Origin of the sequence: Granulimonas faecalis (assembly GCF_022834715.1) — a bacterium.
GTDB classification, from domain to species: domain Bacteria; phylum Actinomycetota; class Coriobacteriia; order Coriobacteriales; family Atopobiaceae; genus Granulimonas; species Granulimonas faecalis.
In genome coordinates this window covers 1,238,811-1,264,745 of record NZ_BQKC01000001.1, presented here as the reverse complement: position 1 = coordinate 1,264,745, position 25,935 = coordinate 1,238,811, and the positions used below count along the sequence as shown (strand labels likewise).

The 25,935-nt window shown below is 67.1% G+C and carries 21 protein-coding genes; 16 read left to right on the top strand and 5 right to left on the bottom strand.

Annotated elements, in window-relative coordinates; translation table 11 throughout:
* The first annotated feature begins 17 nt into the window (after positions 1-17).
* Together OR600_RS05745 and OR600_RS05740 are read left to right on the top strand one after the other, a co-directional pair.
* The gene (locus OR600_RS05745; RefSeq protein WP_135977249.1) at positions 18-1,031 is read left to right on the top strand and encodes an ABC transporter substrate-binding protein; all 1,014 of its coding nucleotides are present in this window, start codon (positions 18-20) and stop codon (positions 1,029-1,031) included.
* Entirely contained in the window at positions 1,032-2,450 is a 1,419-nt protein-coding gene (locus OR600_RS05740) for an ATP-binding cassette domain-containing protein (protein ID WP_265590806.1), read from the top strand.
* Here OR600_RS05740 and OR600_RS05735 read toward each other — a convergent pair.
* Positions 2,447-3,232 (bottom strand): 4Fe-4S binding protein, encoded by a 786-nt coding sequence (locus OR600_RS05735; protein WP_251173220.1) that lies wholly within the window; start codon positions 3,230-3,232, stop codon positions 2,447-2,449. The genes OR600_RS05740 and OR600_RS05735 overlap by 4 nt on opposite strands.
* Before the next feature lie 233 nt (positions 3,233-3,465).
* On the opposite strand from OR600_RS05735, the gene pckA reads away from it, so the two are divergent.
* The 3 genes from pckA to OR600_RS05720 are packed head-to-tail and all read left to right on the top strand — an operon-like array spanning position 3,466 to position 6,104.
* On the top strand, positions 3,466-5,064 hold the full coding sequence (gene pckA, locus OR600_RS05730) for a phosphoenolpyruvate carboxykinase (ATP) (protein ID WP_265590805.1): 1,599 nt from the start codon (positions 3,466-3,468) through the stop codon (positions 5,062-5,064).
* Positions 5,065-5,102: 38 nt separating this feature from the next.
* Positions 5,103-5,618 (top strand): nitroreductase family protein, encoded by a 516-nt coding sequence (locus OR600_RS05725; protein WP_265590804.1) that lies wholly within the window; start codon positions 5,103-5,105, stop codon positions 5,616-5,618.
* On the top strand, positions 5,619-6,104 hold the full coding sequence (locus OR600_RS05720; protein ID WP_135977254.1) for a GNAT family N-acetyltransferase: 486 nt from the start codon (positions 5,619-5,621) through the stop codon (positions 6,102-6,104).
* A 103-nt stretch (positions 6,105-6,207) separates the two neighbouring features.
* On the opposite strand, the gene pta is transcribed toward OR600_RS05720, so the two are convergent.
* Entirely contained in the window at positions 6,208-7,194 is a 987-nt protein-coding gene (gene pta / locus OR600_RS05715) for a phosphate acetyltransferase (RefSeq protein ID WP_135977255.1), read from the bottom strand.
* 196 nt (positions 7,195-7,390) lie between these two features.
* On the opposite strand from pta, the gene glf reads away from it, so the two are divergent.
* The 5 genes from glf to OR600_RS05690 all read left to right on the top strand — a co-directional run bounded on the left by glf (position 7,391) and on the right by OR600_RS05690 (position 13,146).
* Complete coding sequence (gene glf, locus OR600_RS05710) at positions 7,391-8,593, top strand: UDP-galactopyranose mutase (protein ID WP_135977256.1); 1,203 nt, start codon at positions 7,391-7,393, stop codon at positions 8,591-8,593.
* Between the two features lie 51 nt (positions 8,594-8,644).
* The gene (locus OR600_RS05705; protein ID WP_135977257.1) at positions 8,645-9,682 is read left to right on the top strand and encodes a glycosyltransferase family 2 protein; all 1,038 of its coding nucleotides are present in this window, start codon (positions 8,645-8,647) and stop codon (positions 9,680-9,682) included.
* A 293-nt stretch (positions 9,683-9,975) separates the two neighbouring features.
* The gene (locus tag OR600_RS05700) at positions 9,976-10,266 is read left to right on the top strand and encodes a hypothetical protein (protein ID WP_135977258.1); all 291 of its coding nucleotides are present in this window, start codon (positions 9,976-9,978) and stop codon (positions 10,264-10,266) included.
* Positions 10,267-10,504: 238 nt separating this feature from the next.
* Positions 10,505-12,487 carry a bacteriocin-associated integral membrane family protein gene (locus OR600_RS05695; protein ID WP_135977259.1) on the top strand — a complete coding sequence of 661 codons (1,983 nt, stop codon included), beginning with the start codon at positions 10,505-10,507 and terminating at the stop codon, positions 12,485-12,487.
* Positions 12,487-13,146: an ABC transporter ATP-binding protein gene (locus OR600_RS05690; RefSeq protein WP_135977260.1), complete on the top strand. Its 660-nt coding sequence runs from the start codon at positions 12,487-12,489 to the stop codon at positions 13,144-13,146. The genes OR600_RS05695 and OR600_RS05690 overlap by 1 nt, the downstream gene beginning before the upstream one ends.
* A gap of 12 nt (positions 13,147-13,158) precedes the next feature.
* On the opposite strand, the gene OR600_RS05685 is transcribed toward OR600_RS05690, so the two are convergent.
* Positions 13,159-13,998, bottom strand: coding sequence for an HAD-IIB family hydrolase (locus OR600_RS05685; protein ID WP_135977261.1), 840 nt, complete (start codon positions 13,996-13,998; stop codon positions 13,159-13,161).
* Between the two features lie 117 nt (positions 13,999-14,115).
* Here OR600_RS05685 and OR600_RS05680 point away from each other — a divergent pair, with 117 nt between their 5' ends.
* The 3 genes from OR600_RS05680 (at position 14,116) to OR600_RS05670 (ending at position 16,314) form a co-directional block, all read left to right on the top strand.
* Positions 14,116-14,667, top strand: coding sequence for a DJ-1 family glyoxalase III (locus OR600_RS05680; protein WP_135977262.1), 552 nt, complete (start codon positions 14,116-14,118; stop codon positions 14,665-14,667).
* Positions 14,668-14,671: 4 nt separating this feature from the next.
* Complete coding sequence (locus tag OR600_RS05675; protein ID WP_135977263.1) at positions 14,672-15,262, top strand: Maf family protein; 591 nt, start codon at positions 14,672-14,674, stop codon at positions 15,260-15,262.
* 83 nt (positions 15,263-15,345) lie between these two features.
* On the top strand, positions 15,346-16,314 hold the full coding sequence (locus OR600_RS05670; protein WP_135977264.1) for a P1 family peptidase: 969 nt from the start codon (positions 15,346-15,348) through the stop codon (positions 16,312-16,314).
* A gap of 270 nt (positions 16,315-16,584) precedes the next feature.
* On the opposite strand, the gene rlmD is transcribed toward OR600_RS05670, so the two are convergent.
* Together rlmD and ppk1 are read right to left on the bottom strand one after the other, a co-directional pair.
* A complete protein-coding gene (gene rlmD / locus OR600_RS05665) occupies positions 16,585-17,901 on the bottom strand; it encodes a 23S rRNA (uracil(1939)-C(5))-methyltransferase RlmD (RefSeq protein ID WP_135977265.1) in 1,317 nt (438 codons plus the stop codon).
* Entirely contained in the window at positions 17,902-20,799 is a 2,898-nt protein-coding gene (gene ppk1 / locus OR600_RS05660) for a polyphosphate kinase 1 (RefSeq protein WP_204406642.1), read from the bottom strand.
* A gap of 566 nt (positions 20,800-21,365) precedes the next feature.
* Here ppk1 and arcA point away from each other — a divergent pair.
* From arcA to OR600_RS05645, 3 genes are all read left to right on the top strand, one after another.
* Positions 21,366-22,616: an arginine deiminase gene (gene arcA, locus OR600_RS05655; RefSeq protein ID WP_135977267.1), complete on the top strand. Its 1,251-nt coding sequence runs from the start codon at positions 21,366-21,368 to the stop codon at positions 22,614-22,616.
* A gap of 125 nt (positions 22,617-22,741) precedes the next feature.
* Positions 22,742-23,737: an ornithine carbamoyltransferase gene (gene argF, locus OR600_RS05650; protein WP_204408017.1), complete on the top strand. Its 996-nt coding sequence runs from the start codon at positions 22,742-22,744 to the stop codon at positions 23,735-23,737.
* Between the two features lie 186 nt (positions 23,738-23,923).
* Entirely contained in the window at positions 23,924-25,393 is a 1,470-nt protein-coding gene (locus OR600_RS05645) for a basic amino acid/polyamine antiporter (RefSeq protein WP_204408016.1), read from the top strand.
* Positions 25,394-25,935: the final 542 nt, after the last annotated feature.

Here is a 25,935-nt window from a genome sequence, read left to right as displayed (position 1 = left end):
GAGAGACAAGGAACCCCATGGTCAAGAAGCGCTTCCGGGCGGCCGCCATCGCCGCCGCCCTCGCCCTGTTCGCCGTCTGTGGCCTCGCCGCCTGCGGCCCCGCCGACACCGCCGCCCCCGCCGACGACGCGGGGAAGGCGCCCGTCACCGTTCGCGTGGCGTCCATGAAGGGCCCCACCTCCATAGGCCTCCTCGACCTCATGGACAGGGCCGACGCCGGCGACGCCCCCGTGCCCTGCTCCTTTGACGTCGTGGGCACCGCCGACGAGGTGGTCAAGAAGGTCGTGGCCGGCGACGTGGACGTCGCCCTCGTGCCCGCCAACGTGGCCGCCGTGCTCTACCAGAAGACCGACGGCGAGGTGCAGGCCGTCGACATCAACACGCTCTCGGTGCTCGAGTGCGTCACGGCCGATGCCAGCGTCACCGACGTCGCGTCCCTTGCCGGGCGCACGGTCTACCTCACCGGCAAGGGCGCCACGCCCCAGTACGTGATGGAGTACCTGCTCTCCAAGGCCGGCGTGGCCGACCAGGTGACCCTCGAGTACAAGAGCGAGGCCACCGAGGTCGTTGCCGCGCTGGCGGCCGACCCCTCCGCCGTCGCCGTGCTGCCCCAGCCCTACGCCACCGCGGCCCTCTCCAAGGTGTCCGGCGCCCGCACCGCCTTCGGCCTCGGCGACGCCTGGAAGGCCGTGGCGCCCGAGGGCTCGGAGCTCGTGACCGGCGTCACCGTGGTGCGCGCGGAGTTCCTCGCCGAGCACCCCGACGAGGTCCGCTCCTTCGTCGACGCCCAGAAGGCGTCCGTCGAGGCCGTGCTCGCCGACCCGGCCTCGGCCGCCGAGGTGGCCGTTGAGAAGGGCGTCGTGGACAACGAGGCCCTCGCCGAGAAGGCCATCCCGCACTGCGGGCTCGCCTGCGTCACCGGCCAGGGGATGAGGGACGCCCTGTCCGGCTACCTCTCGGTGCTCTTCGACGCCGACCCCGCGTCGGTGGGCGGCGGCATGCCCGAGGACGACTTCTACTGGCTCGACTAGATGGCCTCCACGTCCCCGAACGGCGGCCGCCCGGCGCCCGCGCACGGCCCCGCCGCCGCGCGTCGGGCCCGGGCGGCCGCCGTCCTCGGCTGGCTCGCCCTGTGGCAGCTCGCGGCTTGGGCCGTGGGCCGGCCCCTCCTGCTCAGCGGCCCCGTCGACGCCGCCGCCTCCCTCGTGTCGCTTGCGTCCACCGGGGCCTACTGGGGCTCCGTGGGGCTCTCGGCGCTTCATGTGGCCCTGGGCTTCCTCGGGTCCGCCGCCCTCGGCTGCCTTATGGGGGCTGCCGCCTCGCGCCGCCCCGGGGTGCGCGTGGCTCTCGAGCCGCCCATGCTGGCCCTCAAGGCCGTCCCCGTGGCGTGCCTCGTGGTGATCCTGCTGCTCTGGGTGGGCTCCGCCGGCGTCGGCATGGCGTGCGTGGCCATGGTCGTGCTCCCGGCCTACTACTTCTCGGCCCTCGAGGGGCTCGGCGCCCGCGACCGCACCGTCGAGCGCGCCCTCGCCGTCATGGGCGTGGGCCGCGGGTCGAGGCTCCTTGCCTGCTCCTGGCCCGGCCTCCAGCCCTACCTCGCGGCGACCTCCCGCGTGACGGTGGGCATGGCGTGGAAGGCCGGTGTCGCCGCCGAGCTCATCGCCCTGTCCGGCACCACCCTGGGCGCCCAGGTCTACCAGGCCAAGCTCCTGCTCGACACCCCCGCCCTCATGGCGTGGACCGTCACGGTCGTGGCCTGCGCGGCGGTATCCGAGCGCCTCGTCACGGCCCTCGTGGCCGCGTCGGTGCCCTGGGCCCGGCGCCTCGCCGTGTCCCTGGCCGTGCGCCGGGGCCCGGCTGCCCGGGAGCCCGGCACCGTGCTGTGGGCCCGCGGGCTCGAGGTCTCCCACGGCGGGGTGCCCGTCGCGGCGCCGGTCACCCTCGAGGCGGCGCCGGGTGACCCCGTGGCCGTGGTGGGGCCGTCCGGGGCGGGCAAGTCCAGCCTCGCCGCCGCCTGGTGCGGGTGGCTCGGGCCGTCGGCGGGAGAGTGCGGGCCCGACGCCCCCCTCGGCCTGCTCACGCAGGGCACCGACCTCGTGGACGGCCTCACCGCCGAGGAGAACGTGGCGCTCGTCTGCGGCGACGCGGCGGAGGCCCGCTCCGTGCTGGGGCGGCTCCTTCCCGAGGGCTGCCTCGGCCGCCCGGTCCGGGGGCTCTCCGGCGGCCAGCGCCGCCGCGTGGCCCTGGCCCGGGCCCTGGCCGCCCCCGCGGGCCCCCTCGTCCTCGACGAGCCCTTCTCGGGGCTGGACGCCGGCGCCCGGGACTCCGTCGCCGCCGCGGTGCGCGGGGCCGCTCGCACGCGCGCCGTCGTCTTCCTCGTGCACGGGCCCGAGGAGGCGGCCCGTCTCGGGGCCCGGGTCGTCCCGCTCTCGCCGGCGGCCGGCGCCTAGGCCCCCATGACGAGCCGCGGGCGGTGCGGCCCCTCCCACCCCGCGGTGCAGCGCTCCCGCACGGCGGCGAGCCGGGCCGGGTCCGAGAGGGACCGCGCCCGCACGGGGCACACCCCGATGCAGGCCATGCAGCCGTCGCAGCGGGCGGTGTCGGTGAGGTAGGGCTCGTCGGCGGGGATGCAGCCAGCGGGGCACGCGCCGGCGCAGGCCCCGCACCCCACGCAGGCAGCCGGGTCGCACTCGGCCGTGAACCCGAGCTCGAGGCGCTCGCGGGGGCAGGAGGCGGGCGGGAGCGGCGGGGGAGCGAGGTCGAAGAGCCCGCCGGCGTCCCGGAGCGCGGAGGCGACGGCGGCGCCGAACGAGCGGTAGGCGGCGAGGTCGTCTGCCGTGGGCCGGCCGGCGCCGAGGGCGGGGACCATGACGTGGCGCACCGGAGCGAGCACGGCCGCCACGGGGACGAGCCCGAGGCCCGGCGCGATGGCCTCGAGGTCGTGGAGCCCGTGGCCCGGGTCGCGGTCCCCGTAGGCGCACACGAGGACGCAGGGGGAGAACGCCGTGTGCACGCGCCCGAGGCGCTCCAGCCCCAGGGCCGGCACGGCGCCTCCGGCCACCGGCGCCCCGAGCACCACGAGGGTGCCCGGGTCCACGGGCTCGGGCCGCGTGCCCCGCGCGAGGTCGCGCTCGTCCCAGGCGAGCCCCGTACCCTCGGCGACGGCCCGGCACACCGCGGCGGTGGACCCGCACGGGCTGTAGGCCGCGACGGTCGCTGACGACGGCTCCACGGCGCCTCCCTCCCGGGGCCGCGCCCCGTCCCAAGATTTAACATCCCAACTATGGCGCCCCTCGGTCCCATGGGGCAAGATAGATTCGTTCAGACTGTGTTACGGTGGCTCGATAGCCCGTGAAACACGACGACAGCGCGCCGTTTCGTTCGCGTTGTTTTCCGATCCCCGTCGTCGAGACCCGGTCCCGGCCCTGTGCCGCGGCCGGGCCGCCGCGTACCCGAGGAGGTCCCATGTTCGACGAGCGACTTTCCGCCTACGGCATCCGCGTCCAGGAGGAGGACGTCCACTGGGACCTCTCCGTGACCCAGCTGGTGGAGGAGGCGCTCGTCCGCAAGGAGGGCGAGCTCGCGTCCACGGGCTCCCTCGTCGTGCGCACGGGCGACCGCTGCGGCCGCTCGCCCAAGGACCGCTTCATCGTGGACACCGAGGCCCAGCGCTCCGCCATCTGCTGGGGAGAGGTCAACCGCCCCATCTCCGAGGAGCACTACCGCCGCATCAAGCGCGGCATCTGCGAGCGCCTGAGCGAGCGCGACCCGTTCGTCATCCGCGGCCTCGCCGGCGCCCGGCGCCCCCACAGCCGCAAGTTCATGGTGGTGGCCGAGGAGGCCCACCAGGCGCTCTTCGTCAAACAGATGCTCGTACGCCCCAACCGCTTCGAGCTCTGGCGCTACGGCGACCCGGACTTCGTGGTCCTGGCGTGCCCCAGCTTCAAGTGCGACCCCAAGGTCCACGGCACCAACTCCGAGGCGGCCGTCGTCATCAACTTCGAGGAGCGCGTGGTGCTCGTGGCCGGCACCGGCTACTCGGGAGAGATCAAGAAGGCCGTCTTCTCGGTCATGAACTACCTGCTGCCGGTGGAGGACGACGTCCTCACCATGCACTGCTCGGCCAACGTCGACCCCGCCACCAACTCCAGCGCCGTGTTCTTCGGCCTCTCGGGCACCGGAAAGACCACCCTCTCGGCCGACCCGCGCCGCCAGCTCATCGGCGACGACGAGCACGCGTGGTGCCGCGAGGGCGTTTTCAACATCGAGGGTGGCTGCTACGCCAAGACCATCGGCCTCACCCGCAACCGCGAGCCCGAGATCTGGGACGCCATCCGGTTCGGCACCCTCTGCGAGAACGTGGTGCTGAACCCGCTCACGCGCAAGCCCGACTACATGGACGACTCCGTCACCGAGAACACCCGCGTGTCCTATCCCGTGGAGTACGTCAAGAACGCCCTGCTCACCGGTGTGGACGGCATCCCCGACGTCGTCATCTTCCTCACGGCCGACGCCTTCGGGGTGCTGCCCCCGGTCTCGCGCCTCACCCCCGAGGGAGCCAAGTACCACTTCCTCACCGGATTCACCTCCAAGGTGGCCGGCACCGAGGAGGGCGTCGAGGAGCCGTATCCCACGTTCTCCTCCATGTTCGGCGAGCCGTTCATGCCGCTGGCCCCCGAGGTTTACGCTCGCAAGCTCGGTGAGAAGATCGGCCGCCACCAGGTGCGCTGCTACCTCGTGAACACCGGTTGGACCGGCGGCCCCTACGGCACGGGCCACCGCATCGACCTCGGTGCCACCCGCGCCATCGTCGACGCAGTGCTCGACGGCTCCATCGAGGAGGCGACGTTCGTGCACAACGACCTCTTCAACCTCGACGTCCCGCTGTCCTGCCCCGGCGTGGAGCCGCGTATCCTCGACCCCCGGAGCACCTGGGTGGACGGCTGCGCCTACGACCGCTGCGCCCTCGAGCTGGCTATCATGTTCAAGGAGAACTTCGACCGCCGGTTCCCCGACATGGCCGACATCGCAGAGGCCGGCGGCCCCCACATCCCCGAGGCCTGACGGCCGCCCGGCCGGGGCCCCGCGAGAAAGGCTTCGCCATGGAGTACACCGACCTCGTCCGCGCCCGGTACTCGTGCCGCGCCTTCGACGGCTCTCGGGCCGTCGAGCCCGAGAAGCTCGCCGCCGTCGTGGAGGCGGCACGCGTGGCCCCCACGGCCGTGAACCGCCAGCCGTTCCACGTGTGGCGGATCGCCTCCGAGGAGGCCCGCGCCGCTGTCGAGGGGAATTGCCGGTTCACCTTCGGCGCGCCGGAGTTCCTGCTTGTGGGCGCCAAGGCCGACGAGGCGTGGACCCGCCGGTACGACTCGGCCAACTTCGCCGGCGTGGACGCCTCCATCGCCGCGACCCAGATGATGCTCGCCGCCTCCGACCTCGGCCTCGGCAGCACATGGGTGGCCTGCTTCGACGCCCCCGCGCTCCAGGTGGCTCTGCCCGAGACGGCCGGCTACGACCTCGTGGCCCTGTTCCCCATCGGCTACCCCGCGCCCGACGCGGCCCCGGCCGAGCAGCACGGGCGCCGCAAGGCCGTGGACGAGCTCTACTCGGAGCTCTAGGTGGTGCTCGCCCGCCGTCCGGCCACCGAGGCCGACATCCCCGCCTGTCTGGCCGTCTACGCCGCCGCACGGCGGTTCATGGCAGCCTCGGGGAACCCCGGGCAGTGGGGCTCTTCGTGGCCCCCGGCCGCGCTCGTGGCGGAGGACGTCTTTGCGGGGCGCCTCTGGGTGACGGAGGAGGGCGGCCGCGTCTGCGGGTGCTTCGCCGTCTGCCTGGGCGACGAGCCCTCCTACGCCTCCATCGACGGCGAGTGGCTCGACGCCTCGCCCTATGTCACGCTGCACCGCGTGGCGTCCGACGGGTCGGCCCGCGGGGTCCTTGCCGCCGCCGTGGAGCAGGCCCGCTCCGAGAACCCCCACGTGCGCGTCGACACCCACCGGGACAACGCCCCCATGCTCCGCGCCCTCGCCGCCCAGGGCCTCTCGCCCCGCGGCACGGTCACCGTCCACGACGGCACGGAACGCCTGGCCTTCGAGCTGGCCTGAGACCTCAGGCACGGTCCCGCGCCATGGGGAAGGGCCGGGCGCCGCCCCCGTCGGGGGAGCGGCGCCCGGCCCTCTGCGTGCGGGCGCGGGGTTGTCCTGCGGCCTACTCGGCGGAGGCGAGCTGGGCCTGGACGGCGGTGATGGCCACCACGGCCACGATGTCGGTGGCGGAGCAGCCGCGGGAGAGGTCGTTGACCGGCTTGGCGATGCCCTGGAGCAGCGGGCCGTAGGCCTCGGCCTTGGCCAGGCGCTGCACGAGCTTGTAGCCGATGTTGCCGGCGTCGAGGTTGGGGAAGACGAGGACGTCGGCGTTGCCGGCCACCTCGGAGGTGGGGGCCTTCAGCGCGCCCACGGTCTCGTCGAGGGCGGCGTCGGTCTGGAGCTCGCCGTCGCAGAGGAGGCCGGGGGCCTTGGCGTGCACGAGGGCCGTGGCTTCGGCCACCTTGTCCACGTACTCGGAGTTGGCGGAGCCGTGGCTGGAGTAGGAGAGCATGGCCACGTGGGGCTCGGTGCCCATGAGCTGCTTCCAGGAGGCGGCGCTCGCGATGGCAATCTCGGAGAGGGCCTCGGCGTCGGGGTACTCGTTGAGTCCGATGTCGGAGAAGACGAAGGTGCCGTGGTCGCCGTACTCGCAGTCGGGCACGCACACGACCATGAAGCCGGAGACGAGCTTGGTGCCCGGGGCGGTCTTGAGGATCTGGAGCGCGGGCCGCAGCGTGTTGGCGGTGGAGTGGCAGGCGCCCGAGACGAGGCCGTCGGCGTCGCCCATCTTGACCATCATGGTGCCGAAGTACGTGGCGTCGTCCACGAGCTCGCGGGCCTGCTCGATGGTCATGCCCTTCTTGGCGCGGAGGCGGCGGAGCTCCTGGGCGTAGGCCTCGTGCTTGGGCGAGGTGCGGGGGTCGACCATGCGGGCGCCCTCCACGGGCTCGGGCTCCTCGCCGTTGTGGAGGATGACGAGGTCCGCGAGGCCCTCTTCCACGATCCGGCGGGCGGCCTCGATGGTTCTGGGGTCCTCGCCCTCGGGGAGCACGATGGTCTTGCGGTCGCCCGCCGCCTGTGCCTTCATACGTGCCAAAAAGTCGCTCATGGAAACGCTTCCTCTCTCTGGGTGGGCCCCGCGGCCGAGCGCCGGCCTTCCATGCGGGCATATCGTGGCGGTCCGTGCCGCTCGCGACCATTATAGGTACGCGTGCTAACATTTCTTGCGGAATACGTGGCTTGGCGTCTCCTGGCTGCCCGACGGTCCGGGGGCGCCTCCGTGCCGTGACAGAAGGGTTCGATCCATGAGCATACGTACCGGGCTGCCGGAGGGTTTCCGCGCCGAGGACTACGACATGGTGGTCGTCGGCGCCGGCTATGCCGGGGCGGTCTGCGCCCGCCGGCTCGCCGAGGGCTGCGGCTTCAAGGTGTGCGTCCTCGAGCGCCGCGACCACATCGCCGGCAACGCCTACGACGCCTACGACGACGCGGGGATCCTCGTGCACGTGTACGGCCCGCACATCTACCACACCTTCTCCGAGCGCGTGGACCAGTTCCTCTCCCGCTTCACCGGCTGGACGGACTACCAGCACCGCGTGCTGGCCGACATCCACGGCACCCTCATGCCCGTCCCGTTCAACCACGCCAGCCTCAAGCTCGCCTTCGGCGAGGAGCGCGGCGAGGAGCTCTACCGCAAGCTCGTGGCCGCCTTCGGCGAGAACAAGAAGGTGCCCATCATGCAGCTCCGGGAGAAGAACGACCCCGACCTGCAGGAGGTTGCGGACTACGTCTACGAGAACGTCTTCCTCTACTACACGATGAAGCAGTGGGGCAAGACCCCCGACGAGATCGACCCGTCCATCACCGGCCGCGTCCCGGTGTTCATCGGTGACGACGACCGCTACTTCCCGGCGGCCCCCTACCAGGGCATGCCCGAGCAGGGCTACACCCGCATGTTCGAGCGCATGCTCGACCACGACCTCATCGACGTCTTCCTCGAGGTCGACGCCCGCGACATCCTGACCGTGGACGACGAGCACGTCACCGTCCAGGGCAAGCCCTACGGCGGCGAGGTCGTCTACACCGGCCCCCTCGACGAGCTGTTCGGCTGCGACCTCGGCGACCTGCCCTACCGCAGCCTCGACATGCGCTTCGAGACCCTGGACATGGACCGGTTCCAGCCCGTGGGCACCGTCAACTACACCACGAGCGAGGACTTCACCCGCATCACCGAGTTCAAGATCATGACCGGCCAGGTCAAGGAGGGCGTCACCACCATCATGCGCGAGTACCCGCAGCCCTACGAGCGCGGCCGCGGCATGACGCCCTACTACGCCATCATCGAGCCTCAGAACGAGGAGCTGTACCGCCGCTACCGCGACCGTGTGGACCACCTCACCAACTTCCACCCGGTCGGCCGCCTCGCCGAGTACCGCTACTACGACATGGACGGCGTCACCGCGTCGGCCCTGGCACTCTCCGACGAACTCATGGCCGCCCACGCCTGACGGGGGCACCACGACCCGTCAGGAACCCGACAGATGAGGACGCACCCACCGATGAGCACCAAGACGCTTTCCGTAGGCATTCCCTGCTACAACTCGGCCGAGTACATGGACCACGCGATCTCCTCGATCCTCGAGGGGGCCCACTTCTCCGACGACATCCAGGTCATCGTCGTCGACGACGGCTCCACCAAGGACGACACCTTCGCCAAGGCCAAGGCATGGGAGGCCCGCTACCCCGACCTCGTGAAGGCCGTCCACCAGGAGAACGGCGGCCACGGCATGGCCGTCCTCTCCGCGCTCGAGGCGGCCGACGGCGTCTACTTCAAGGTGTGCGACTCCGACGACTGGTACGACGGCGACGCCCTCGACTCCCTGATGAAGACCCTCCGCAGCTTCATCGACTACGACGTGCGCGTGGACCTCGTCGTCACCAACTACGTCTACGAGCACGTGGAGGACGGCAAGCAGAACGTCATCGACTACCGGTTCGCCCTGCGTCGCAACAAGGTCCTCACCTGGGAGAAGATCGGGCACTTCGGCTACGACCAGAACCTGCTCATGCACGCCCTGTGCTACCGCACCGACATCCTACGCGACGGCGGCATCCCCATGCCGGCGCACACGTTCTACGTGGACAACATCTACGCCTACGTGCCGCTGCCCCGCTGCAAGACGCTGTACTACCTGGACGTCGACCTCTACCGCTACTTCATCGGCCGCGAGGACCAGTCGGTCAACGAGAAGGTCATGGCGGGCCGCATCGACCAGCAGCTGCGGGTCACCCGCATCATGATGGACGCCTACCACCTCTACGACGACGTCGAGAGCACCAAGCTCCGCACGTACATGCTCGACTACATGAACCTCATGATGGCCGTGTGCTCCATCTTCGCGCGCCTGTCCGACGTCCCCAACGCGCGCCTCAACTGCGACGCCCTCTGGGAGTACTTCAAGCAGTACGACAAGCGCATGTACAACTACTGCCGCAAGGGCCTTATCGGCATCGGTGCCAATCTCCCCACCAAGATGGGGGAGAAGACCTCCATCGGCCTGTACCGCATCATCCAGAAGGTGGTCAAGTTCAACTAGGCGGCGCTTCGGCTGTTTCATTTGACGCGACCGGGCCGCAGGTCCTGGGGCAATTCGCGGCTTTGCCGCTCAGATGCCCCGGGACCTGCGGCCCGGTCGCACTGTGTTCGGCCGGAGCGGCCCAGTTGCACTCGAGGGGCCACCCACCTGAGGGAAAGCTCGGGGCTCCGCTCTTTTTGGTCATGGGCCCCTTCCAGTTAAATAGGTAAATCGTCGGCATCCACGAGGGCTGTGCCTGCGGTATTGGGGATTAGTATCTGAGATACCAATAGGCCCTCGAACGGAGGTCGATTATGAAGGTCAAGAAATCGCTCGTTGCCGCCGCGCTCTGCACCGCTCTCTGCGCCGGGGTCTCCGGCGCCGCGTTGGCCCGGACCGTCTACTACAAAGGCACCGGAGTTTACTGGAACTACGGCCGCAACGCCGGTGTCTTTGGCTTCTCTGATTGCAACTCTCAAAAATACGAGCATTGCTCTTCTGTTAATGGATACAGCTCTGGCTGGCAGCAGCCCGGCACACTGTCGCAGGCATGGGGGTTTGTTGGCCCGTCAACAATTCAGGCCTACTGGAACTGCCGGGGGTAAGGCGGCTCCTGGTTTAATCCCCTTGGCCTAGTTTCCCTTTACATCTACGAGAGGGTATCCAGTGAAGAGATGGTACTCGGTAGTCAGCTTGGTCGTCATTGTTTGCCTTGCTGCTGTCGGCACGCTCTGCGCCAAGGGGGTTTTGGAGGCCTTGGTGATGCGGTCGGCGGGCTCGTGGCTCGCCGACCGCCCCACTCTCTACACCATGCAGCTCTCCGATGAGAGCAGGGAGCGCTTGGTGGGTGCGGTCCAGGCGTTTGCCCAAGACCATCCCATGACCGTGGTGAGCCACGACTCGGTCGTGCAGCAGTCGGGGGCCACTCTCTATACCTTTGGCGTTTTGGCCTCTTCTGCTGCGGTTTCCGCCGTGGAGCCCTTGGACGTATTGGGCACTCCCGTCGTGGACGATGCTGTGGTGAGCGCGGTGGTCTCAGGCGCGCCCGGCGCCTATGCGGGCTTTGGCAACAACGCCTTCGACCGGGTGCAAGAGCTGCCAAGCATTCGCGCCGGGGCATACTTTAGGGTTCAAAAACTGGATTCTGCTGCAGTTGTGGGCAGCTCCTGCACGGTGTTGGGGCTGAGCGACGAGGAGTTCCAGGCGCTTCTGGCCGATGTCGCGACTGCCACGGGGTGCAGTGGGGAGGCGCTGACAGAAAAAACCTTCGGCTCTGTGCCGATGGCAGGCCTTTTCGCATTCTTCTCCGCCGGGGCCTTCCTTCTGCTCGCCCTCGGGCTTTCCCTTCTTTTGGTGGCCCGCTCTCTTTTGGAGCTCAAGACCCTCGGCGTGCGCCTGATGCTGGGATGGGGCGCGGGGGGATTTTTGCTTCGGCTGTTCAGGCCCCAGCTGGCGCAGCTGCTTGCCGTGGTGCCGGTATGCTTGGCAGGCACCGCCCTCATGTTGAGCGGCTTTGGCCTCACCGCCCCGTTGGCGGCCTTTGTGGGCACAATCGTGGCCGCGCCGGTCGTGGCGGTTTTGCTCTCGTTGGCCCTTGCCGCCCTGCCCATCCTGCTTGTCAAGCCGGTGGACGCCATCTGCGCCCGCTACTCGCGGCGGGGATTCTACGTATTGGCGGCCGGCGTGTACCTTGTCACCTTGGCTGCGGTCTTTGGCGGCTCTTTGTATATCAATCAGCCGCTTGCCATGTACACAGACCTTGCCCGCACCCGCTCTGTGTGGAGCGCCTACGAGGACTGGTGGGTGGTCAAGGACCTTTCCGTGGACGGACAGCACTTTGTGGGCGATGCGATGGCCCAGGCCAAGGACGTCTACGACTGGTATGCCGCCCACGAGGACGATGAGGGCGTCTACCTGTCAAATGTCTCCTATACCCCTGAGGTCGATATTGAGGGCGACCTGCCCGATGCCGCGGTGCGCCCCGTCCCTTTCTGGTATCTGGCAGCTTCTCCCTCCTATCTCGAGCAGGCCGGCGTGGAGCTTTCGCCCGACGTCCTTGCCAAGGTGAGGCAGGGGGTGCGCGTGTACCTGCTGCCGAGTTCGCTGAGCGCGGGCGAGACCGAGGCTCTGAAATCGTACCTTCTCGCGTCTCGAAAGCCGTGGGACTCCAATATCGTCACGGAGTACATGAAGCACCCTTCCACGGAGTTCGTTCCCTACGACGGGGCCAAGGGGCTGTTCACCTGGGCCACCCATGAGGGGGAGCCTGCAGAGACCTCGGGCATGGTCATCGCCGTGCTGAGCGCCGAGAACATGGTGCCCTTTGAGTCGGAGAGCCTGGTAGCCAGCGGCCTCAACAGCTACTTGAAACTGGATGGCCAAGCCGCCTCCCAGCTTTTGGACAACGACTCTGTCGCCTTGAACAGTGGCTTGGACCTGCGATTTGCCACCGTGGGCAACTTCATCGACGGCATGAAAAAGTTATTCGAGGAGCTCTTTTTCTTGTTCGGCATCGTCCTTGCCATGCTTGTGATCATCGTCGCCGTCATGGTCCTTTGCATCGTCGAGGTGGTCAACCGGGTGAGCGCCCGGGAGGTGTCGGTCAAGTGCGTGCTCGGCTTTGGCCCGTGGACCATTTACCGGAGGGAGTTCCTCTTTGTGAACATCGCCACGCTTACGGGCGTGGCCGTGAGCGCCCTCGCCCAGTCCACTGCAGGCCTTCTCATGGGCGGCGCGCTGCTCGTTGCCTCCAACCTGCTCATCGTGCTGGCGGCCCGCCGAAGGTCTGTGGCGGTCGTGTTGGAAACCGTGTCAAAGGAGCAATGATGGACTCCTCTATCCAGGTAAAAGACCTTGTCAAGTGCTTTGGCGAGCACAGGGTCCTCTCGGGGCTCAGCCTCAGCATTGCCGCAGGGGAGGCGGTGGCCGTCACCGGGCCGTCAGGCTGCGGAAAGACCACGCTGCTCAATATCTTGGGGCTGCTCGACACCCCCACGTCGGGCTCGGTCTGCCTACTGGGAAAGGCCTACCCGCCCATCAACAGCCGCAGCGCCATGCTCCTTCGCCGCAGCGCCATCAACTACCTCTTCCAGTCGTTTGCCCTCATCGACTCCAAGACGGTGCGCGACAACCTGCTTCTGGCCCTCTACCACACCAAGCTGGCAAAGAAGGAGAAGCTGTCCCATATCCAGGAGATGCTGGGGCGTTTTGGCGTGGGGGACAAGCTGGACTCTGTGGTGAGCGAGCTTTCCGGAGGGGAGAAACAGCGCGTGGCCATGTCCCGGGCCATGCTCAAGCCCGGCGACCTCATTCTTGCCGACGAGCCCACCGGCTCCCTTGACAGGAGGATGGCCAACATCGTCATGGACTCGCTTCTTCGCGCCACCCGCGATGCCGGCAAGACCCTTGTGATGGTCACCCATGACATGACCATGGCCGACAAGTGCGACCGGATCCTCACCATGGAGGAAGGGCGCCTCGTCTAAGAGCGGTCGGGCTTACTGGTCCATCGACGGCTTGAGGTAGTCGTCCAGCACTTCGGGCATGCAGCCGTCGTCGCAGCTCGACCGCAGGATGCGGCAGCCCTTTGGCAGAAGCGGCCTCGCTAGCTCGCTCACGTTGGAGACCACGAGGGGAAGGCCTGCCACCTCGAGCATGGAGAGGTCGTTCACCGAGTCGCCCAAGGCCACCGTCTCGTCCATGGGCACGCCGAGGGTGGCGGCGATTTCTGCGAGGCCCGAGCCTTTGCCCACGCCTGCGGGGTTGAACTCCACGTAGCGATCGCTCGAGAACACCGGCTCTACGGCGTCCACGAGGTCGCCGAGGGCGTCTTGCGCCTCGTCGCGGAGGACATGGAGGGCGTCAAGGTCGGTGTTCTCGAACAGGATCTTGTACACAGGCTCGTCCAGCGAAGCCGCTTCCTCCCACGTGGACGGAACCACTTCCATACGGCCGCGCAAAAACTCCCGCTCGCCGTCGTTAAGGCTCATGGCCAAGGTGCGCCCCTCTAGGTACATGTGGCCGCAGAGGCCCCGCTCCTCCCCAAAGGCGCGCAGGCGCTCGGTCACGGCGGCATCAAGCGGGTGCGCGGCAACCACCGTGCCGTCGTTGGCGCACACGTAGCCGCCGTTGAGGGTGATGGTGTAGGAGTCAGGGTCGCCCTTTGTGCCCACCTCTTCCAGGATGCCCTGGACGCTGAAGTAGGGGCGGCCGGTGGCCACCACAAAACGGACCCCCAGCTTCCCCATGGCGGCCACGGCATCAAGGTTTGACTGGGTGGGTCTCTTGTTGTGGCCGAGGAACGTCTCGTCCATGTCGCTTGCAACGATGTGGTACATCGGCAGTGCCTTTCCTTCTGAGTGTGTGTCGCGACCATTCTAGCCACGGGCGCCTCCGGCGGCATTTCCCGGCGCTAGACTGAGAAAAGTCTATGTTCATACGGGAAGGGGATCATCATGGCAAAGACATGCGCCGTTCTTCTGGCGGATGGGTTTGAGACCATCGAGGCGCTGGCCCCGGCAGACTGCCTTGCCCGTGCCGGGGCCCAAGTGAGCCGCGCAGGCTGCACCGGTTCCACCGTCACGTCCGCCCAAGGGGTGCCGGTGGTCTGCGACGCGGAGCTCGCCGACGTCGACCTTGCCTCCTTCGACCTCGTGATTGTGCCGGGCGGCCTCGGCGGCGTCGACAACCTGCGTGCCTGCCCTGCGGTCGCAGCCGAGCTCAAACGCCGTGCCGCCAGCTCCGACCTCCTCGGCTGCATCTGTGCCGCCCCTGCGCTTCTGGCCGAGAACGGCCTGCTCGACGGCCGGGTCGCCACGTGCTATCCCGGTTGCGACACCGACTTCCCGGCAGGCGTGCGCCCCGAGAAAAACGGCGTGTACCGCGACGGCAACCTCGTCACGGCCAGCGGCCCCGCGTTTGCCGTGCCCTTTGGCCTCGCCCTTGTGGCCGCCCTGCTCGGGGAAGAGGATGCCCGTCGGGTGGCATCGGCCATGCTCGTGGAGTAGGGCCGTGATACTCGCGTCCGCCTCTCCGAGGCGCATAGAGCTTATGCACCGCGCCGGCTTCTGCCCGCGGGTCATGCCTGCCGACGTTGACGAGCGTCGCCTTGAAGGGGAGGCGCCCTTGGAGCTCGTGGCCCGCCTCGCCCGTATGAAGGCCCTTGCCATGGTGGAAAAGGCTGAGGTCAACGAGCTTGTCGTGGGCGCAGACACCATCGTGTGGATGGGAGATGAGGCCTTGGGGAAGCCCGCCTCGCCCAAGCAGGCACAAGCCATGCTCACCGAGCTCTCGGGCCGCGTGCACCACGTGTCCACCGGCTGTGCCATGGCGTTGCACGCAGCCGACGGCTCTGTGGCCGACGAGACGTTCACCTGTACCACCGATGTACGCTTCTTCGACCTTGAGCCGGCCGAGATCTCCTCCTACGTGGCGAGCGGGGAGTGCTTTGACAAGGCGGGCGCCTACGCCATCCAAGGCCTTGGAAGCCTGCTCGTGCGCGACATCGACGGCAATTACGACAACGTGGTCGGCCTGCCCGTGGCAGAGCTTTCCCGGAGGATGCGCGCCTTTCTCCGTACGATGGGCACTGACGCTTCGTGACAGAGGCCATATACGCGCCTGAAAGCACATATGTGCTTTCAGGCGATCTTGATATAGGGGTTGTCCATGAAAGGAGGGGCGCCATGAGGCTCCCAGGATTCGACGACGTGTACGTGGGGCATCGCAGCGACCCTGAGGCGGGCACCGGGGTCACGGTGGTGGTGGCGCCTGCGGGGGCCGTCGGGGCCGTGGACGTGGCCGGCGGCGCCCCGGCCACCCGCGAGACCGACCTGCTGCGCCCCGAGGAGACCGTGGACCGCGTCTACGCCGTGGTGCTTTCCGGCGGCTCCGCCTACGGGCTTGCAGCCTCATCGGGCGTCATGGACGAGCTGGAGCGCAGGGACATAGGCCTTGACCTCGGGGTCTGCCGTGTACCCATCGTGTGCGGCGCATGCCTGTTCGACCTGGCGGTGGGCGACCCCTCCGTGAGGCCCGATGCCGCCATGGGGGCCGAGGCCTGCGCCGAGGCGCTCGACGGCTCGGACGCGGCAGGTCTTGCCCAGGGCAACGTGGGCGCCGGCACGGGTTGCACCGTGGGAAAGTTCCTCGGCCCCGACATGGCCATGAAGGGCGGCTTCGGGTGGTCGTCCGCCTCGGCGGGCCCGCTCGTGGTGACGGCCGTTGTCGCGGTGAACGCGGTGGGCTCGGTGACAGACCCCGCCACAGGCGCCCCGGTGGCGGGCGCGCGGGTGGCCGCCGACTCCGCGGCTCAGGTGGCGGACCCCCTGTCGGCCATTTTGGCCGGCGCGTCCATGCCCCTGTCCGTGCTCGACCGCACCAATACCACCATCTCGTGCGTGACGACCAACGCCAAGCTCACGAAGGCCCAGGCCACCAAGGTGGCGCAGATGTGCTCAGACGGGTATGCCCGCGCCATCGCGCCCAGCCATACCACCAACGACGGCGACTCCGTGTTCGTGCTCGCCACAGGCCAGGTCGAGATGCCGGTGGACCTTGTGGGCGTCCTCGGCCAACGGGTGCTGGCAGACGCCGTGGCGTCCGGCTGTCGGGAGGCCCGAACCGCCTACGGCTTTCCCGGGGCGGCAGGGTAGGGGCCATCTTCCTTCCTGTTGCTGTGTGTGAGGCACTGCGCCTGGGGGCGGCTGGGGGCGACTCAAAGGGTCGCCCCCAGCCGCCCCCAGGCGCATCGGTGCCGCCCTGTTGTGCGGACGGGAGGAGAAGCGCGCCACCGTAGCGCAACGAATCGGCCAAATCGGCAAAACGATGCGCCACGGTGGCGTGCCCGGTGGTGCGGCACGCCACCGTGGCGCGGTTGTTGTGGGACGTGGTGCGGGCAGAGGCGCCGGCAGTTGCTCTACTGTCTAGGAGCGGGGGCGCAGCAGCGTGACGCACTCCACGTGGAAGGTCTGGGCGAAGAGGTCCACCGGCTTCACCCAGACGGGAGAGAAACGCCCCGCCTCCTCAAAACGGTCGAGGTCCCGGGCGAGCGTGGCCGGGTCGCACGACACGTAGGCGATGGCGCGGGCGTCCAGGGTGGAGAGCTTTTCCACCACGTCGGGGGCGAGGCCTGCTCGCGGCGGGTCCACCACCACGATGTCGGCTCCCTCGTCGGGAAACTCGCGGCCGGCGTCGCCTCCCACGGCGTCAGCGTTGTCGATGCCGGCGCGCTCGAGGTTGTGGCGCAGGTTGCCCACGGCGGGGCCGTAGGACTCCACGGCATCCACCCAGCTTGCGCGACGCGCCAGCGGCAGCGTGAACGTGCCGGCGCCCGAGTAGAGGTCCATGGCCGCGTCGTCTGCGCCGGGTTCAAGGGCCTCCAGCACCAGCTGCACGAGCTGCTCGGCGCCCAGCGTGTTCACTTGGAAGAACGACGGGGCACTCACCCGCATGGTCTCGTCGAGGATGCGCTCCTGCCACCAGCCGTTGCCGTCCAGGCGTTCGGTGCCGGCCAGCTTGCGGGCCTTGAGCGGGCCCTTTGTCATGACGCGCACAATGGAGCTGGCACCCGTGGCGTCGCCGAGAATCTTGGCGGCCTGGGCGCGGGGAAACGGGCTCGGCTCCGTCCAGAGGGCCACCTCCACGTCGCCCGTGCGCCTTGAGGCCCGGATGCCCACGCGCTCCACGTTGAGGTTGTGGGAGTTGGCAAGGTAGGAGAGCGACCCCGAGACCGCCTTCACAAGCCCCTCGTGGTCCGCGTCCAGCAACAGGCAGCGGTCCACCTTCACTACGCCGGAGTCGCCCTGGGCGTGCATGCCCACGACAGCGCGGCCGCGCCTGCGCTCCACGGCGAGCTCCACCTTGTTGCGGTAGCCCCACGAAGCTCCGGGGGCCAGAACCGGTGCCACAAGGGCCTCGGCCCGCTCTGCCCCTAGGTGCCCGATGCGCGAGAGGCTCTGCACCACGTTGTCGCGCTTGGCGGCGAGCTGCGCCGCGTAGTCCATGGCGGCCCAAGGACAGCCGCCGCAGACCGAGGCCCACGGGCAGCGCGGCTCCACGCGGTCGGGAGACGGCTCCAGCACGGCTGTGACCCGCGCTTTGACAAGGCGCTTTTCCTCTCGCACCACCTCGGCCTCAACGACGTCGCCGGGCACCGCTCCCGTCACGAACACCGCCCTGCCGTCATCGGCGTGGGCCACGGCGTCGGGCCCGTAGGCCATGGACTCTATCTTGAGGCGCATCTACCGTCCCTCCCTGCGGCGTCGCTCGCGCCGCCTCTGCTCTCGCTCGTTTTTCCTGTCCGCCTTGGCCTGGGCCGCCTGTGCCGCCTCGGGCCCCATGACAAGGGTGCGAAGCCCCAGGCCGATGAGGGAGAGCGCCGCGGCGACGCGCCCGGGGGGCCTGCGCACGATGGTGGTGGGAGCCTCGCTGCCTGCCGACCCTTCCACGGTGGGTTCTGCCTTCACCTCGTCCGCGTCTTTCCCGCCTGCGCCCTCCTTTTTTTGCGGGCTCGGCTCTGCGGCGGACTTGTCCGGATCGGCGGCAAAGTCGGGCTCGTGGGGAAGGCCCGACGCCGGCGCGTCGTTTTCTCCAACGGCCTTGTCGGCTTCGGCAAGGGTCGCGGCGCCGGCGGTGACGGCTCGGGCGAGCACCTCGTCCTCCACAACGGGGTCTGCGCCAACGGCCATGGGGCGCACGTCGGCGGCGACGTTGGGGACCCTCGTTGCCGGGTAACCGGCGTAGAGGGCGATGAGGCGTCTGGTCACGTCGGGCGGCAACGACGCCAGCTCGGGCGAGAGGGGGGTGCCGCGGTCAGCGTGCCCGCGATTGACCATGGCGTGGTGGTAGGCGAGGGCGATGAGCACCTCTTGGCTGTTGACCAAAGGGTCGTCGGCTTCCACAGGGATAGGGCTCCACGTTCCCGACGTCGTGAGGCGCCTGGCCTTCACGTTGTCGGAGAGTTGGAGGTCCATGTACTCCACCACGAGCTCGCGACAGGTGGGGTCGAGCACGGGGAAGCAGATCTCCACGCGGCGCTCGGTGTTGCGGGTCATCATGTCGGCGCTCGACAGATAGAGCGTGTCGGCATGCTCGCCGAAGGCGTAGACGCGGGAGTGCTCCAGCAGGCGTCCAACGATCTGGCGGATCTCAAGGCCTTCGGTGCGCTCTGCGATGCCCGGCAGGATGCAGCAGATGCCGCGGACGACAAGGGTCACCGAGACGCCCGCCTGCACCGCCTCGGCCACCTTGTCGATGACGTCGCGGTCGGTGAACGAGTTCATCTTCATGAACACGCGGCCGCGCGCCCCGGAGCGGGCGCGGCCGATCTCGCGGTCGAGGCCGCGCATGATGAGCGGCTTCAGGCCCGAAGGGGCCACGCCCAGGTGGCGGTAGGTGCCATGGAGGTTGCCCAGGGTGAGGTTCCTGAAGAATGCGTTGCCGTCCTCGCCGATGCCTTTGTCGGCCGTGAGCAGCAAGAAGTCGGAGTACAGGCGGGCGGTCTTCTCGTTGAAGTTGCCGGTGCCCAAACAGGTGATGCGGCGGATGCCGTCGGTGCCGTGGTAGGTGATCTGGCAGATCTTGGAGTGGCACTTGTAGCCTTCGGAGCCGTAGATGACGGTGCAGCCGGCCTGGGAGAGGCGCTCGGCCCACTCTATGTTGTTCTTCTCGTCGAAGCGCGCGCGGAGCTCCATGAGGACGGTGACGTCCTTGCCGTTCTCGGCGGCAGTGATAAGGCTCTCGCAGAGGCGCGAGCGGGTGGCCACGCGGTAGAGGGTGATGCGGATGGAGATGCACTCGTCGTCGGTGGCGGCCTGGCGCACGAGGTCGAGGAACGGGTTCATGGACTCGTAGGGGAAGTAGAGCAAGACGTCGTGGTCCATGACCTGGTCGCGCACGGGCACGGAGGCGTCGACCATGGGGGAGCCCTGCGGCTCGAAGGGCTCGAACAGCAGCGCCTGCCGGTGACGGGCAGGCAGCTTCGACTCGAGGCCGTATACATAAGAGAGGTCCAGCGGGATGTCGAGGCGGCTCACCCGCTCGCGGGAGAGGCCCAACTCCTCGCGTACCAGCTCCTCGAGCTCCTCGCCCAGGCTGCCCTGGAACTCCACGCGCACCGGGTCGAGGCGCAAACGGCGGCGCAGGATCTTCTTCATGTGCTGGCGGTAGTCCTCTTCCTCCTCCACGCCCTCGCCGTCGGGGTCGATGTCGGCGTTGCGGGTGACGCGCACGACGGCGCATTTCGTGGGAACCATGGAGCCGAATACGTCGGAGTGGGCGAGGCCTTGGACGATGACGTCCTCCACGAGCGCGTAGCGGTAGCGGTCGGGGCCCGAGGGCAGCGCCACGACGCGGGGCGCGTTGGGTGGCACCTCCACCATGCCGAGCAGCTCTCCCTCCTCGCCGGCGTCGAGGGCGCACATGACGTAGAGCTGCCCGTTGCGCAGGTTGGGGAAGGGGTGGCGCGGGTCCACAACAAGGGGGGAGAGCACAGGCAGAAGCACCCGGTCGAAGTGGCGGCCCACGGCCACGTTGTCGCGGTCGTCGAAGTCTCCCACGCCCACGCGCTCCAGGCCGAAGCGCTCGAGCTGGCGCTCGATGGCGCCGAAGGCCTCCTCTTGGCGCCCGAGAAGGTCGGGGAGCAAAGAGAACAGCGCGTCGAGCTGCTGGGCAGGGGTGAGGTCGCTCTTGTTGTCGCGCGGCGGGTTCTTGAGGCCCTCCATGGTGGAGAGGCCGCCCACGCGGATCATGAACCACTCGTCGAGGTTGCTCTGGAAGATGGCGCAGAACTTGAGGCGCTCGAAGAGCGGCACCTCGGGCGTGAGCGCCTCGGTGAGTACGCGGTCGTCAAAGCGCAGCCAGCTTACCTCGCGGTTCTGGGTGTAGGAGTAGTCTCTGAGCTGGTGGGGTGCCTCCTTGGCGCGGGCGCGCCTGGACTCCTCGTGCCCCTTGCGGCTCGCGCTCTTGGCATAGGCCTTGAGGGCCGCGGCGTCGCGCTTGGCCTTTTTGCCGCCGTGCGCCTTGTCCTTTTGGGCGCGCTTGTCGGGCGCTTGCCCCTTCTGGCCTGTGTCCTTCCGTTTTTTGTGGGCCTCTCGAGTTTTTTTCAGGTTGTTTTTCTTTTTCTTAGGGCTCTTGGCCATGGGCGCTCCTCGATGTCGGCCTTGCGGCCGGTTGTTTTCATCCCCATTATGCGGTGGATGCGCTGTGGGGCCGGCTGCATTTCGGGCATTGAAACGCGTCTTTCGCAGCAAGGGGGCGCCGATTTTCCAAGGCCGTTTCGGCCCCTATGCATGGTCCCGCAATAATATGCAGTAATAGAGAGACTATATGCACATATTACGGCACTGTCGGATAAAGCAAATATTGCAGTTTTCTGATGTGTTGTATCAATGGGGGGATGCATTGAATTAAATAGAGAACCCGTATTTTAGTGTGATTGCATAATCACAGGTAAACCACGAGTTATACACAACGAATTCACTAATAAGGCCAAATTCAGAGCATATTGCCGTCCACAGCTGAAAAGTAACCGTTGGCCGTGAACAGGAAACATTATTCACCGTCAGCGAACCATAATTGGCACAGCGAAACCGAGGCTGGCGGGTGCCCGAGAACCCCGCGAACCGCGTGTTCCCACCGATAATTGGTCCGCACAATGGCTGGCGTCCCGCAAAAAGGCGAGGCGCCGTCGACAGAAGGAGGCACAATGTCCAAAGGGCTACATGTCCCGAGCGAGATCGGCGACCTGAAGAAGGTCATGCTGCATCGCCCCGGCGACGAGCTGCTCAACCTGCCCCCCGACGAGCTGGAGCGTCTGCTGTTCGACGACGTTCCCTTCCTGCCCGTCGCCCAGGAGGAGCACGACACCTTCGCCCAGACCCTGCGCGATCAGGGTGTCGAGGTGCTCTACCTCGAGAAGCTCGTGGCCGAGGCCCTCGACGCCGCCCCCGGCGCCCGTGACGAGTTCCTCGACCAGTGGATCTCCGAGGCCGGCATCACCGGCAAGCACGCCCCGGCCATCATCCGCGAGTACATCGACTCGTTCAAGGACAACTACGAGATGGTGCTCCACACCATGGCCGGTGTGACCAAGCAGGAGGTGCAGCTGCCCGTCAAGGCCAGCGAGACCCTGCGCTCCATCGTGGGCACCGACGGCGACACCGAGAGCGACCTCCTGGTCGACCCGATGCCCAACCTCTACTTCACCCGCGATCCGTTCGCGGTGGTGGGCAACGGCGTCAACCTCAACCGCATGTACTCGGTCACCCGCAACCGCGAGACCCTCTACGGCAAGTACATCTTCAAGTACCACCCCGACTACAAGGACTCCCCGCTGTGGTATCGCCGCAACTCCGCATACCATACCGAGGGCGGCGACGTGCTGAACCTCAACAGCCACGCCATCGCCGTGGGCATCTCCCAGCGCACCGAGGCCGCTGCCATCGACGTCATGGCCAACCACATGTTCTGGGGCCACGAGGACTGCCCGATCGACGAGATCTACGCCTTCAACATCCCGAGCTCCCGTGCCTTCATGCACCTCGACACGGTGTTCACGCAGATCGACGTCGACAAGTTCACCATCCACCCCGCCATCATGGGCACCCTGCAGGTGTTCAAGCTCACCCCGGGCAAGGAGGAGAACGAGGTCAAGATCGAGGAGATGAACGACACCCTCGAGCACACCCTCGCCAAGATCCTGGGCCTCGACCAGGTCACGCTGATCCCCTGCGGCGGCGGCGACCCCATCGCGGCTGCCCGCGAGCAGTGGAACGACGGTTCCAACACGCTCTGCGTGCGCCCCGGCACCATCTGCGTCTACCAGCGCAACAACGTCACCAACGACATCCTCTACAAGGCCGGCATGGAGCTCCTGGTCATCCCGAGCGCCGAGCTCTCCCGCGGCCGCGGCGGCCCCCGCTGCATGAGCATGCCGTTCTGGCGCGAGGACCTCTAAACCTCAGCCTCCTCCGGGGGCCGGCCCGTCCGGCCCCCGGTCGACGCGGGCCTGGGGCCCGCGCTATCCCGATGCTTCAAACGCCGCGCCCCATCGGGGGCGCATGACAGAAAGGAACCGCAACGATGGGTGTCAACATCGCCGGCCGCAGCTTTACCAAGATTCTCGACTACACCCCTGAGGAGATCCAGTACCTCGTCGACGTGTCCAAGACCTTCAAGGACATGAAGCGCAACGGTGTGCCCCACAAGTACCTCGCCGGCAAGAACATCGTCCTGCTCTTCGAGAAGACCTCCACCCGTACCCGCTGCTCCTTCGAGGTGGCCGGCAACGACCTCGGCATGGGCGTCACCTACCTCGACCCCGGCAGCTCCCAGATGGGCAAGAAGGAGTCCATCGAGGACACCGCCCGCGTCCTCGGCCGCATGTACGACGGCATCGAGTACCGTGGCTTCTCCCAGGAGCTCGTCGAGGAGCTGGCCGAGAAGGCCGGCGTCCCGGTGTGGAACGGCCTCACCGACGAGTTCCACCCCACGCAGATGATCGCCGACCTCCTCACCATCGAGGAGAACTTCCCCATGGGCGTCAAGGGCCTGAAGTTCGTCTTCTTCGGCGACACCCGCAACAACATGGGCAACTCCCTCATGGTGCTCTGCGCCAAGATGGGCATGCACTTCGTGGGCTGCGGCCCCAAGGAGCTGCGTCCCACCGACGAGCTGATCGCCACCTGCGAGAAGATCGCCGCCGAGACCGGCGCCACCATCACCTTCACCGACGACCCGAAGGCCGCCGCCACCGACGCCGACGTCCTCTACACCGACATCTGGGTGTCCATGGGCGAGCCGGCCGAGCTCTGGGCCGAGCGCATCAAGGAGCTCAAGCCCTTCCAGGTCAACAGCGAGCTCATGGGCCTCGCCCACAAGGACGCTATCTTCATGCACTGCCTGCCGTCCTTCCACGACACCAAGACCACCATCGGTGAGGACGTCGCCGAGAAGTTCGGCATCAAGGAGATGGAGGTCACCGACGAGGTCTTCGAGTCCCGTCAGTCCAAGGTCTTCGACGAGGCCGAGAACCGCATGCACACCATCAAGGCCGTCATGTACGCGACCCTGAAGTAACTTCAGCTCCATGCGTGCTCCCGAAGGGCCCCGGCAGTTGCTGGGGCCCTTTTTTGCGCTGAATAAAACGGTATATATGTCGCTTCTGTATATATACTTGAAATCAAAGGAGCCTGTTTTGGGAATACCTTCCAGCGTTGTGAGAAAACGGGGGCGAAAGCCTCCCTGCGGAGAAGGAGGGTTCCCTTGTCAGACGGACAGACGTCTGCCGCTCAGTCGGGCGGTGCGGGCAAGATCGGCCTTTTCGGGCTGATCGGTATGGTGGTGAGCTCCTGCATCGGTTCGGGCGCCTTTGCCCTCACCGGTCAGATCGCCCAGGTCGCGGCCCCAGGCCCGGCCCTCATCGCTTGGGGCATTGCCGGCGTCGGCTTCCTCATGCTCGCCCTTTCCCTGAAGAACCTGGGCGAGAAGCGTCCCGACCTCGACGGCATCTTCAGCTACGCCACTGAGGGCTTCGGACCGTTCGCCGGTTTCCTTTCGGGCTGGGGCTACTGGCTTTCCGCATGGCTGGGCAACGTGGCCTTCGCCACGGCCATGATGAGCGCCGTGGGCATGTTCTATCCGCCTTTTGCCAGCGGCAACACCGTGCCCTGCGTGGTCATTGCCTCAATCTTCATGTGGGCCCTGACCTTCCTGGTGATTCGCGGCGTCGAGAGCGCCTCGTTCCTAAACGCCATCGTCATGGTGGCCAAGGTCGCCGCCCTCGCGCTCTTCATCGTCTTCGGTGTCGTGATGTTCAACGCGGGTGTCTTCACCCAGGACTTCTGGGGCCAGCTCTACGACAACCTCGTGGCCATGGGCCAGGCCGGCCCCGACGCCGTGGCCCTGGGATCTGTGGGCCAGCAGGTGGTCAACTGCCTGATCATCATGATGTGGTGCTTCATCGGCATCGAGGGCGCCTCGGTGCTTTCGAGCCGCGCCCAGAAGAAGAGCGACGCTGGCAAGGCCACGGTCATCGGCCTTGTGGCCCTGCTCGTCATCTACATCGGCGTGTCCGTGCTGCCCTTCGGCTTCATGCCCTACACCGAGATTGCCCAGCTCAACGACACCACCTCCATGGCCGAGGTCTTCAACCTCATGGCCCCGGGCTGGGGCGGTCCCTTCATCACCATCGCCATGATCGTCTCCATCGCCGGCTGCTGGCTCTCGTTCACCATCCTGCCCGCCGAGACCACCCAGCTCATGGCCAACCACAAGCTGCTGCCGGCCTCCTTCGGCCAGCTCAACGACAAGAAGTCGCCGCAGTTCTCGCTGCTCGTGGTTGCCGCCTGCACCCAGGCCTTCCTGATCGTCGTGATTTTCTCCGAGAGCGCCTATGACTTCGCGTTCTCCATGTGCACCGTTGCCATCGTGGTTACCTGGGCCTTGGCCGCCGCTTACCAGATGAAGTACTCCCTTGCTCACAAGCAGGCGGGCCAGGCCGTCATCGGCCTTATCGCCCTGGCCTTCTTGGTCGTCGGCGTGCTTTTCAACGGCTGGAGCTTTCTGCTCCTCACCTGTATCGGCTACATCCCGGGCCTCTTCGCCTATGTGAGCGCCCGCAAGACAGAGGGCGTGAGGTCCTTTACGCCGGCCGAGCACGTTGTGGAATACGTCGTCATTGCAGGCGCTGTTCTGGCCGTCATCCTTTTGGCCACGGGCATCATCGTCATCTAGCCTTGCCCTCCATCCCAGGAAAAACCGTGCCCAAGGAAGGGGCGTCGCGCATGTTCGCTCGGCGTCCCTTCTTTGTGCGCCTCCCGACAGATTGTTGCGGCCGTGGCGACGACCCGGCTCCAACATCTTTGGACGGGCACTGGCTGTGCTTTGGGAGAGGGGGGCGGATGGGCACAGGTCGGCAGGTCTATAATTGTTCATAGGGATGCGCCTTGGGTGCCCATGCATAAGCCAGTGCCGTCTTGCCGCCTGCGTGCACCAGGAAGGTCATTCATAGGAAATCATGAATCAGTGTCCCTTTATTGCGTATATGATGAAAATGGTTTGATGGCGTAAAGTCGGCTAAAACCTTATGGATGGAATATCGGGACAGTAAATGGATAAATCATAACTTAATAAATAATAACTACACGTATGACTAAAGTCGGCTTCTAACTGCGAAAACAGGGGAAATTTGCATTATTTCATCTAGGTTTCCGCGAACGGCCGTAATGTACCAGTAAGCGGTACCTTTGCCGCCTAATCCCAGTTTTCGGCATTAA

Coding starts and splice junctions, on each gene's coding strand:
- OR600_RS05725 (WP_265590804.1), top strand. CDS start 5,103: ATGGAGTACACCGACCTCGTCCGCGCCCGGTACTCGTGCCGCGCCTTC.
- OR600_RS05745 (WP_135977249.1), top strand. CDS start 18: ATGGTCAAGAAGCGCTTCCGGGCGGCCGCCATCGCCGCCGCCCTCGCC.
- glf (WP_135977256.1), top strand. CDS start 7,391: ATGAGCATACGTACCGGGCTGCCGGAGGGTTTCCGCGCCGAGGACTAC.
- OR600_RS05670 (WP_135977264.1), top strand. CDS start 15,346: ATGAGGCTCCCAGGATTCGACGACGTGTACGTGGGGCATCGCAGCGAC.
- OR600_RS05740 (WP_265590806.1), top strand. CDS start 1,032: ATGGCCTCCACGTCCCCGAACGGCGGCCGCCCGGCGCCCGCGCACGGC.
- arcA (WP_135977267.1), top strand. CDS start 21,366: ATGTCCAAAGGGCTACATGTCCCGAGCGAGATCGGCGACCTGAAGAAG.
- OR600_RS05685 (WP_135977261.1), bottom strand. CDS start 13,998: ATGTACCACATCGTTGCAAGCGACATGGACGAGACGTTCCTCGGCCAC.
- ppk1 (WP_204406642.1), bottom strand. CDS start 20,799: ATGGCCAAGAGCCCTAAGAAAAAGAAAAACAACCTGAAAAAAACTCGA.
- OR600_RS05680 (WP_135977262.1), top strand. CDS start 14,116: ATGGCAAAGACATGCGCCGTTCTTCTGGCGGATGGGTTTGAGACCATC.
- OR600_RS05700 (WP_135977258.1), top strand. CDS start 9,976: ATGAAGGTCAAGAAATCGCTCGTTGCCGCCGCGCTCTGCACCGCTCTC.
- pta (WP_135977255.1), bottom strand. CDS start 7,194: ATGAGCGACTTTTTGGCACGTATGAAGGCACAGGCGGCGGGCGACCGC.
- pckA (WP_265590805.1), top strand. CDS start 3,466: ATGTTCGACGAGCGACTTTCCGCCTACGGCATCCGCGTCCAGGAGGAG.
- rlmD (WP_135977265.1), bottom strand. CDS start 17,901: ATGCGCCTCAAGATAGAGTCCATGGCCTACGGGCCCGACGCCGTGGCC.
- OR600_RS05690 (WP_135977260.1), top strand. CDS start 12,487: ATGGACTCCTCTATCCAGGTAAAAGACCTTGTCAAGTGCTTTGGCGAG.
- argF (WP_204408017.1), top strand. CDS start 22,742: ATGGGTGTCAACATCGCCGGCCGCAGCTTTACCAAGATTCTCGACTAC.
- OR600_RS05705 (WP_135977257.1), top strand. CDS start 8,645: ATGAGCACCAAGACGCTTTCCGTAGGCATTCCCTGCTACAACTCGGCC.